This window comes from Xanthomonas bromi, assembly GCF_900092025.1.
GTDB lineage: Bacteria > Pseudomonadota > Gammaproteobacteria > Xanthomonadales > Xanthomonadaceae > Xanthomonas > Xanthomonas bromi.
Window position 1 is genome coordinate 1 of record NZ_FLTX01000095.1, and the last position, 8,924, is coordinate 8,924.

7 protein-coding genes are annotated in these 8,924 nt (G+C 60.6%); all 7 read right to left on the bottom strand.

The features are described from left to right. Window position 1: 1 nt before the first annotated feature. The gene (locus XBLMG947_RS20265) at window positions 2-478 is read right to left on the bottom strand and encodes a restriction endonuclease subunit S (protein WP_245228280.1); all 477 of its coding nucleotides are present in this window, start codon (window positions 476-478) and stop codon (window positions 2-4) included. Next, the gene (locus XBLMG947_RS20270) at window positions 475-1,569 is read right to left on the bottom strand and encodes a virulence RhuM family protein (protein WP_065470333.1); all 1,095 of its coding nucleotides are present in this window, start codon (window positions 1,567-1,569) and stop codon (window positions 475-477) included. The genes XBLMG947_RS20265 and XBLMG947_RS20270 overlap by 4 nt, the downstream gene beginning before the upstream one ends. Continuing rightward, the gene (locus XBLMG947_RS20275; RefSeq protein ID WP_065470334.1) at window positions 1,566-3,752 is read right to left on the bottom strand and encodes a type I restriction-modification system subunit M; all 2,187 of its coding nucleotides are present in this window, start codon (window positions 3,750-3,752) and stop codon (window positions 1,566-1,568) included. Before XBLMG947_RS20275 ends, XBLMG947_RS20270 begins: the two co-directional genes overlap by 4 nt. 72 nt (window positions 3,753-3,824) lie before the next feature. After that, window positions 3,825-4,715 carry a restriction endonuclease gene (locus XBLMG947_RS20280; RefSeq protein ID WP_065470335.1) on the bottom strand — a complete coding sequence of 297 codons (891 nt, stop codon included), beginning with the start codon at window positions 4,713-4,715 and terminating at the stop codon, window positions 3,825-3,827. Between the two features lie 40 nt (window positions 4,716-4,755). Next, a complete protein-coding gene (locus XBLMG947_RS20285; RefSeq protein WP_065470336.1) occupies window positions 4,756-5,064 on the bottom strand; it encodes a type II toxin-antitoxin system RelE/ParE family toxin in 309 nt (102 codons plus the stop codon). Window positions 5,065-5,070: 6 nt separating this feature from the next. Further along, complete coding sequence (locus XBLMG947_RS20290; RefSeq protein ID WP_065470337.1) at window positions 5,071-5,334, bottom strand: YlcI/YnfO family protein; 264 nt, start codon at window positions 5,332-5,334, stop codon at window positions 5,071-5,073. Between the two features lie 325 nt (window positions 5,335-5,659). Continuing rightward, on the bottom strand, window positions 5,660-8,323 hold the full coding sequence (locus XBLMG947_RS20295; protein ID WP_065470338.1) for a M1 family metallopeptidase: 2,664 nt from the start codon (window positions 8,321-8,323) through the stop codon (window positions 5,660-5,662). Window positions 8,324-8,924 lie beyond the last annotated feature (601 nt).

An 8,924-nucleotide genomic window follows, 5' to 3' on the forward strand; every position in this document is an offset into this window, starting at 1 on the left:
CCTAAGATGGCGTCCAGTCTTTCAAAAATTCCTCAGGCACACGCTTTTGCCCACCAGCACCGAGCATCTCTGCCTCGCCGTGGCTACGAAAATCATGCGCAATGGTCAGATAAAATAGGAATTTCGCATCCAGCATTGCCGATGGACGCAGCACATGCAGCTCCGTCGTGCCGAAGGCGACTCCATTGACCAATCCTTCGGCAATGGCACCTTTGCCGTTCTCGAAGCAGGGCGTGATCTTGGCGATGCAGACATCGCCGTCGGCAAAGTACGTATATCCGTTATAGACGTCGGCCAGTTCGCGGGTCTGGTCTAGACGCAGGCCACCCAGCTCGCCCACCGCGTCCATCGGTACAAAAGACACCTCGGTATCGTCCGGCAGGTCGAGCTTCGACTTCACCGGGTTGCTGCGGCAGTCAAAGCGTAGCCGGCGTCGCGTCCAGCCTTTCGGAAGTGCGGAAGCACGCGGTGTAGTCATGCATTGTCTCCTGGCTTTGGTGAGACTCGCTTTTTCTCACCTTTTGGCGGGGCGAACTCACTCCCACTGTCGGAGTGCTTCAACGCGTCAGTCGCACTTCGCAAATCCTCCAGATACCGCGCTTCAGCGATTTGCTCAGCCTCCAGCCGCCGCCGCTCCGTAAACGCGTCGTACTGCCCTTCGGCCCAGTCCAGAGCCTGCTGGCGGCTGACTCTACCTGCGTTATCCAGCACCGGCAGTTCGGTATCGCGCAGGAACTTGTCCAGAAAGCCATCCCAGTCGGCCAGCCGGATGTCCTGCCGACGCATGGCGCGGAACTCGGCCTGGTCCAAGAACATCACGGTGATGCGGTTGAGCGTGTCGATCTCTTGCGCATTCAGGTAATTCTTGGCTGTACCTACATCCTGCTTCAGGACACGGCTGCCCTTCCAGGTGTTGACCCCCATGTTCGGTTTGGTGGCATCGGCGCGCTGGCGGATGATCTCCGCCGCCGTCAGCTGCGTGGCAGCAAAGTGCACTTTGTTCTGCATGATGGCGAAGAAGCGCTGCGTGGCCTGTTCGCCCTCGCGGTAGTCCACCGCCATGGCGAAGATCTCGCGGATACGCTGGTACACGCGCGCCTCGCTGGCGCGGATCTCGCGGATTCGCGCCAGCAGCTCATCGAAATGATCCGCCGGCCCCACATTGCCCTTGAGGCGCTCGTCATCCAGCACAAACCCCTTGACCAGATACTCGGACAACCGGGCCGTGGCCCACTGGCGGAACTCGGTGCCGCGCGACGACCGTACACGGTACCCAACGGCCAGGATGGCCTCCAGGCTGTAGTGCTTGGGCCGACGGGAGACGGTGCGCGCGCCTTCCTGGCGAACTTGTAAGTAATCCTTACAGGTTGCCGCCTCGTCCAGTTCGCTTTCGGCATAAATCGCCTTCAGGTGCTGGGTGATGTTTTGCGGCGTGGTCTGGTACAGCTCGGCGATCTGGGCCTGGGTCAGCCAGACGGTGTCGCCAGCCAGCAGCACCCGGATACCGCCTTCTGCCGCGGCATAGATCAGCAACTCGCCGTCCTTGGTGGGCGTCACGTCCTTGCTCATGCCAGCAACCCTTTCAGCAGATCGGCAATCTCGCCTTCCAGCTGGCGAATGTCGGCCTCGATCTGCGGCAATGGACGCGGCGGCTTGTAGACGTAAAAGTGTCGGTTGATCGGTATTTCATAGCCCACCTTAGTCTTGCTGTAATCAACCCAGGCATCGGCCACGTGGGGGAGCACTTCGCGCCGCATGTAGTCATCAATGGTGTGGCGGAACGCCTCGACCAGGGCATCGTTAGGCTTGTCTGGACCGAAGACCATGGGCAGCGGCACCTCGGTGCCTTCCGGCAACGGAATGTTCTCGGTATCCCGCAACTCACTATCGGGCTCGGGCCGCCCCTTGGCATCACGACAGATCTCGGCCTGCGGGTCGCGCTCGCCCAGCGCGGCGAAGATGGCTTTCCGGATGGGTGAGGGCAATTTGATGCCAGCTTTCTTCGCCGCCTTTTCAAGATCGGCTTCAAATATCTCACGATCCATGTAAAGGCCTTTCCCTGCCAATTTGGCGAGCAACTCACGAATGCCCTGCTGCATGGCCTGGCCTTCGGCAATTTCCTGACGCGCAGCCTTTTCATCCTTGCGCTTTTTTGAGGTCGCCAGATTGGCAAATGTGGATTGCTCGTCCAGACGCACAATGCGTTCGGGCATGGCCGTGAAGTTCATCCGCAACGGCCGTTCCACGGTCACCTTGAGAAAGCCGAACTCGCGATTCTCAAAAACCCGCGACACTACGCGATTTTCGGTTTCGCCGGTCTTGTGATCGATGACCACATCAGCGCTCTCGCCATCGCTGTAATTGCCATAGAGCGCTGTCAGCGCTTCAATCTGCTCATCGGAAATTTCGTTGCGCTTGTTGTTCAAGCTTTTCTTCATCTTGCGGAAGAAGCGCGTGCCGTCGATCAACTGCACATAGCCCTGACGCTCTTCCGGCTTGCGATTGGTGACCAGCCAGACGTAGGTATAGATGCCGGTGTTGTAGAAAAGTTGATCCGGGAGCGCGACGATGGTGTCCAACCAATCGTTTTCGATGATCCAGCGTCGGATATTGGACGGCCCCGACCCGGCATCACCTGAAAATAGCGGCGATCCGTTGAAGACGATTGCGATTTTTGACCCTGGCTTATCAGGATTCCCCTCGTCGTAGGGGTGCATCTTGGCGATCATGTGCTGCAAAAACAGCAGCGACCCGTCATTGATTGCTGGCAAACCGGCACCGAAGCGACCGGCGAAGCCGAGCTTGGCATGCTCGTTCTCGACAACCGCCTTCTGGTCCTTCCACTCCACGCCAAACGGAGGATTGGCGAGCATGTAATGGAATCGCTCGCCTTCAAATCCATCCTTGCTCTTGCCATCGCCCAAGGTGTCGCCCTTGACGATATTGGCCGTGTCTTCGTCCTTGATCAGCATGTCCGAACAGCAGATGGCCCAGGATTCGTCGTTGTATTCCTGCCCGTACAGGTGCAGATGTGCTGCGGCATTCTGCCCAAGAATGAACTTCTCGGATTCGGATAGCATGCCTCCCGTGCCGCAAGTCGGATCGTAAATGCTGCGGACGATGCCAGGCTTGTACACCTCCTGCTCGCCGGTATAGACCAGGTTAGCCATCAGCCGGATCACTTCACGCGGGGTGAAATGGTCACCGGCCTCTTCGTTGGCCTGCTCGTTGAAGCGCATCACCAGGTGCTCGAACAAATATCCCATCTGCAGGTTATCGATGCGATCTGGATGCAGATCAATATCCGCCATCGCCTTGATGATCGTAAAAAGCCGGTTGCTTGCATCAAGTTTGTCGATCTGATCGAAAAACTTAAAACGCTCAAAAATCCGGCACGCATCTGGCGAAAAGCCAATGATGTAGTTCAACAAGTTTGGGGCGATATTCTCAGAGTCGCCCAGCAGCTTCTCAAAGGTGTAAGCGCTGACGTTGTATAGCGGAAATTTGCGCTTTGGATCAGCGGCTTTTCCGAGGAGCCTGTGCATTGCCTGTTCGGGCGTGTCCTTGGCCAGCAGCTTTGCGTGCTGTTTCAGCACAGCATCCTTGGTAGGCTCCAGTACGCAGTCGAGCCGCCGCAGCACGACCAGCGGCAGCATCACCAGACGATATTGTGGTGGCCGATAAGGACCGCGTAACCGATTGGCGATCTCCCAGATTTTTCCTTTGAGCTCCTCGTGAGTCTGATTATTCATTACGCCCTGCTAGTCGATATTTTGTAAAACGTGCCTGGTTCATTCAGACGAAAAATTTAAGCCGACGCGCTACTAATCTTCACCCGCCAAGAACCATACTGGCTTGAGCGGCAGGCGGGTACGCGCGCTATCGGCCAATTGCGCGTAGTGCGTGGTCCATAGCCCCACGAGCCGACGCGCATCGATCAGATTGATCCGCCGATGCGACTGCCGCGCCTCGTAGTCCGCGTCCTTGGTGAAGCCGGACAGCGCGACGTACAGACCGACATCGCCCTCTCCCAGAACCGCCATAAAGCTGCGCAGACCCGTCACATCGATCCGCGGCGAGTTGGCATTACGCTTGACCTGCACCTTGATGCGCGGCGGGCGGGTACCGAGCGGGTCGTTATAGGCAATGATGTCGGTGCCACCGTCCTTGCCAGGCGGCGCGACCCAGGCAACGTGATACCCCATCGCCCGCAGCAGAGAGGCCACGAGTTCCTGGAAGTCATACGGCGGCATCGCGGCGAGGTAAGCCTCGATCTCGGCCCATGCCATTTCTTCGGCTTCTTCCAGCGTGATGCTGGCCGATTCTTCGGTGAGCTCGCCTTCGGGATCGTCGACTTCGTCGGCAACGGGCTGGGCACTCTTCCATTTCTTGTACAGCTGCCCCACCGCGCGAATGAACTCCTCTGGGTCCGGATACGCGTCCAGCGCCGCTTCCCCCTCTGGCGTGAGGGTCCAGATGCCTTTGTCCTTGACCAGCCAGCCGGCCTTGACCGGCGCCACGGTGCTGAAGCGCACGATCTTCTCGAAGCGACGGCCGCCGGTTTCGTAGTCGCCCGCTTCGTACTCGGTGAGCACGACCTGCTTTTCCAGTGCGGCCAGCGCGTCTGCGGCGCGCATGCCCTCTGGCTGGATCTTGAGGATATGGAACAGCGCTCGGGTTAGTTCCCCCGTGCGGCGCCTGCTGATATTGGCCATCTACTTCCCCTATGGCACGACGTTGGCGCTAACGCCGTGCTTAATGATAGTCGTCTTCACGCTGATGCCTGGCTGCCAAAACGATGACGACCTGATCGCTTTCCACCTCAAACAACAGCACATAGCCGCTGGCACCGAAGCCGATCACCAGCTCCCGCAAAAATGGATCTGCCACCCCCGCCTTGCGGCAGCTCAATGGTGCTAGTTCAAGCACGGTAATGCCATCGCGGATAGCCTGCAGCGCGCGCTCGGCCAAGGTGAAGTCGCCTTCGGCACGCTGTAGCAGCCAGTCATAAAGACGCGCGAGCTCCTCGCGCGCTTGCTGGGTGAAGCGGACGGAAAATCCCACGCTGGCTTAGCCCTTGCGCGCCTTGTCTAGCTGGGACTGCAGCCCAACCAGGACATCCTTTGCGTCAACGTAGCAGCCAGACGCCTTGGCGCTGTCACGCGAGGCCAGCCCGCGCGCGATGAAGGCTTCCTGCTGTTGGCGCTGCTGCACCTGGGCGCGCACGGAGTGCTCGACAAAGCTGGAAAGCGTCTCACCTTCCTGCAACACGGCTTCAGCCGCTTCGCGCAGCACCGGGTCCACACGGAGCGACGGAAGAGATGCGGATTTCATGGCAGACCCAGTGCGTTGCAATTGCGATGCATCATCGCAAGCCAGCGCACGAGCTTCAAGGTTTTCTTTACAGACCTAACGCTGATGATGTCGCACCTACGCTGATGCGATGGCGCGTAGACGCTGAAGCACGACGGTTGTACCCGCCAGTTCGGCGACTAGTCCCAGCAACGCAGTCACAAAAGCAGGAGTGCCCAATAACCACGCGAACACGCCGCAGGCCTGCAGGCTCCGCGGCGAGCGCTGCAACCAGCTCGTCCCGGCCATCGACGATATAAAGCCCCGCAAGCGGGGCCTTTTGAATATCGCTTTTGCAGTGCTGCGCTCAGCCCTTCTGTTTCTTCAACCATGCCGCAATCTGCGGCACGCGCTGCTCGCGCAGCTTCACCCGCGTCTGAATGGTGCTGATGGCAGTTTCTGCATCGCGGCGTGAGGTGGGGGCCAGGTACTTGTCGGCATACGCCTTGATCTTGTCGACGGTCTCCAGCTTGCTCGAGCCTGCGGCCAGGTGCGGGTAATAGCGGGCGCGTGAGGTGGAGCCGATCAACTGGTCCACCCGAGTGCGATGCGCCAGCGCGAAATCGAATGCCAGCTCGGGGTGCTCGGCAGCAACGTCGCCGATCATGCTGGCGCCGGTGGTGGCGCCAGGTTCGTCGGTGAGCGCCAGTTTCAGGGCGCGCTGCGCCAACGCCGGGTCCTTGGCGTAGGCCAGCAGGGCGTAAGACTGGTCGCGCAGCATCGACGAGGTTTCTTTCTTCGCCATGGCATGCAGCGCCTCCCATGTCGCGGTGTCGGCATGGTGTGCGACGATGCCGAGCACGGTGCGACGCAGTTCCGGCGACAAGGTGGCGGAGTCGGTCTGGAAAGCGGCGAAGCGACGCCGCGCTTCGGCGATCACCTGCGCATCGTCCAGCGCGCTCAGGCCGCCGAGCAGGCTGGTACGCAGCTGCTTGGTCTGTGCACTGTCGTCCTTGCGCTCGTCCCAGCCTAGCGTTGCGAACTCGGGAGCAAGCCGCGCACGCGCGAAGCGCCGCCACGTGGCCTGGGCCTTGGGGTCGCCGTCGAACAGGCTATCGATGCCGGAATACGTCTCGTAGACCACTTGCCACAGATCCGGCGCGCCGCCGACCGGCACCTTGGCGGTGAGTTCGAGCAGCTCCGCTTCGGGCTGCAAGCCCACCGGCGCCAACGCACCGGTATCCATCAGCACGCCCAACTGGTCCACCACCGGCAGTGTGCCAAAGCCCTTGCTGAGCGCGGTGAACTGCGCCGGCGCATACAACGTGCGGAAGTAGCCCTTCTGCCCGGCATTGACCACGACGGGGGCATTGCAGCCGGGTAGCTGCACCTGCGCACGGCCATCCACCAGTACACGCACCTGCTTGCCGTCGGCGCCACGCACCGCCACGGGCACATGCCAGCGCACCGGCTGTTTGTCGGGGCGATCGACGGTGTACTCGCCTTGTTCCAGCGTCACGGTGGTGGTGCCGGCGGTGCAGCTGGCGCTGACCTTGATCAACGGCACCCCCGGTTGCAGCGTGAAGTCGTGCGCCACCTGGGTGAACTGCTTGCCCGGTGCCACCGCATCGACCTGCTGCCACAACGCATCGGTGACGGCGTTGCCGTATTGATGCTGTTTGATATAGCTACGCACGCCGCTACGCCAGTTGTCTGCGCCCACATAGTCTTCGAGCATGGCGATCACCGCCTCGCCCTTGTCGTAGGTGATCTGATCGAATGCCTGGCTGGCCTGCTCCACCGTGTCCACGTGCTGCACCACCGGGTGGGTGGTCACATACGCATCGCGACGCATCGCCGCGCGGCTCTTGAACGCCGCGCCGGTGTTGTCGATATCCCACTCCGGATGCAACTTGTGCGTGGTACGCGCTTCCATCCAGTTGGCAAAACCTTCGTTGAGCCACAGGTCGTCCCACCACGCCATGGTCACCAGATTGCCGAACCACTGGTGCGCAATCTCATGCGCTGCCACGGTAAAAACGCTCTGCTTGTCGTTGATGTTGGAGGTGGCCGGGTCGAGCAGCAGCGAGTATTCGAAGGTGAAAATCGCCCCCCAGTTTTCCATCGCACTGAAAAACTGGCTTTGCCCGGGTGCGGCGATGTTGTCCAGCTTCGGCAACGGATACGGGATGCCGAAATAGGCGTTGTATTCGTGCAGCACATCGCGACCGGAATCCAGTGCGAACTGCGCTTGGCCTACCTTGCCTTTCTGCGCGATCACGCCGATCTCGGTGCCGTTGTCGGCCTTGCGCGTCGCCCGATCGAAATCGCCCACACTCATGAACAACAGATACGTGGACATCTTTGGCGTGGTCTGGAAGACCACGCGTTTCATGCCACCGGCACCCTTGCTGGACGAGGCAACCGGCATATTGCTCACCGCCATCTGCGCGGCCGGCGCATTGACTGCGAGGTCGAACGTAGCCTTGAAATTGGGCTCGTCCCACGACGGAATGAAACAGCGCGCATCGGAATTTTCGAACTGGGTGAAGAGCGCGCGGCGCTGACCTTGCGGGGTCGCGTAATCCAACGCGAACAGGCCATTGGCCTGCGTATTGATCACACCGCTGTAATCGATGGACAACACATAGTTGCCTGGTGCCAGCGGTTTGTTGAAGGCGAAGGTGGCGGTCTGCGCCTGCTCATCGGTGCTGATCTTGGCGGTCTGTGGCGCGCCGCCCTTGCGCTGCGCCAACGTACTGCGCGCGAAGCTGAGGTTGGCCGCCTGCAGTACGATGCGGTCGGTGGGTTGCAGCACGACGATGTCGATCGCGACCTTGCCGTCGAAAGTCATCTTGTCGGCATGCGGGGTGATCTCCACCGCGTAATGGGTGGGCTTGGCCGTGCGCGGCAACTGGCTGGTGACCTGCGTAGCGGAGGCGCTGACTGCATCCGGAACAGCGGGAGCCGACGCAGCGGCGGAGGTGCTGGCCAAGGCCAGCGCAATAGCAGTCACCAGGACCTGGCGCATGAGATTCCTAAAAGAAGTGATGACGTAAACGAAGCGAGTGCAGCGGCCAGCATCATGGCCCCGGCGCAGATGACCGCACACAGCCGAAAGTCATGCGCCTGGCTTGCAGATGCGAAGACAAGGACGTCAGCGAGAAGCCACGGCAACGACGGGGTGTGAGTGCATCAGACCGGGGCAAGCAATCCCCACTGGCGCACGCATGCTACAGGGCTGTGCTGAACACGCCCCGCACCGATAGGGCGTGGGCGGCTGATGACACGTCATGAGCAGTTGGCAGATAGGGACGGGGGGCGCAGAGCCGCCGCGTTCGTGTGACACATACCAAGCCCAGGCACCGATTGCGCGCATCTGGCATCCGGGCAGTCGCTCTGTTGGCCGCTCTTATGGAGGCCGGATGATGCGGCGCCTGCGCAAAACGATTCCCTGCGTCCAGGCCGTTCTCTGCATCGGTTCGCGCAGGCGACCTGTTGCCTTGCAACCGATGTGGTTCGATCACCCACACTGCAGAGATTCAGACGCAGGCCACCGCGGTCGCCGTGCCCATATCCCCGCCAAAGGCAACGCCCGCCAGCATCATGCAAACAAAAGCCCCGCTTTCGCG

Coding starts and splice junctions, on each gene's coding strand:
- XBLMG947_RS20265 (WP_245228280.1), bottom strand. CDS start 478: ATGACTACACCGCGTGCTTCCGCACTTCCGAAAGGCTGGACGCGACGC.
- XBLMG947_RS20280 (WP_065470335.1), bottom strand. CDS start 4,715: ATGGCCAATATCAGCAGGCGCCGCACGGGGGAACTAACCCGAGCGCTG.
- XBLMG947_RS20270 (WP_065470333.1), bottom strand. CDS start 1,569: ATGAGCAAGGACGTGACGCCCACCAAGGACGGCGAGTTGCTGATCTAT.
- XBLMG947_RS20295 (WP_065470338.1), bottom strand. CDS start 8,323: ATGCGCCAGGTCCTGGTGACTGCTATTGCGCTGGCCTTGGCCAGCACC.
- XBLMG947_RS20290 (WP_065470337.1), bottom strand. CDS start 5,334: ATGAAATCCGCATCTCTTCCGTCGCTCCGTGTGGACCCGGTGCTGCGC.
- XBLMG947_RS20275 (WP_065470334.1), bottom strand. CDS start 3,752: ATGAATAATCAGACTCACGAGGAGCTCAAAGGAAAAATCTGGGAGATC.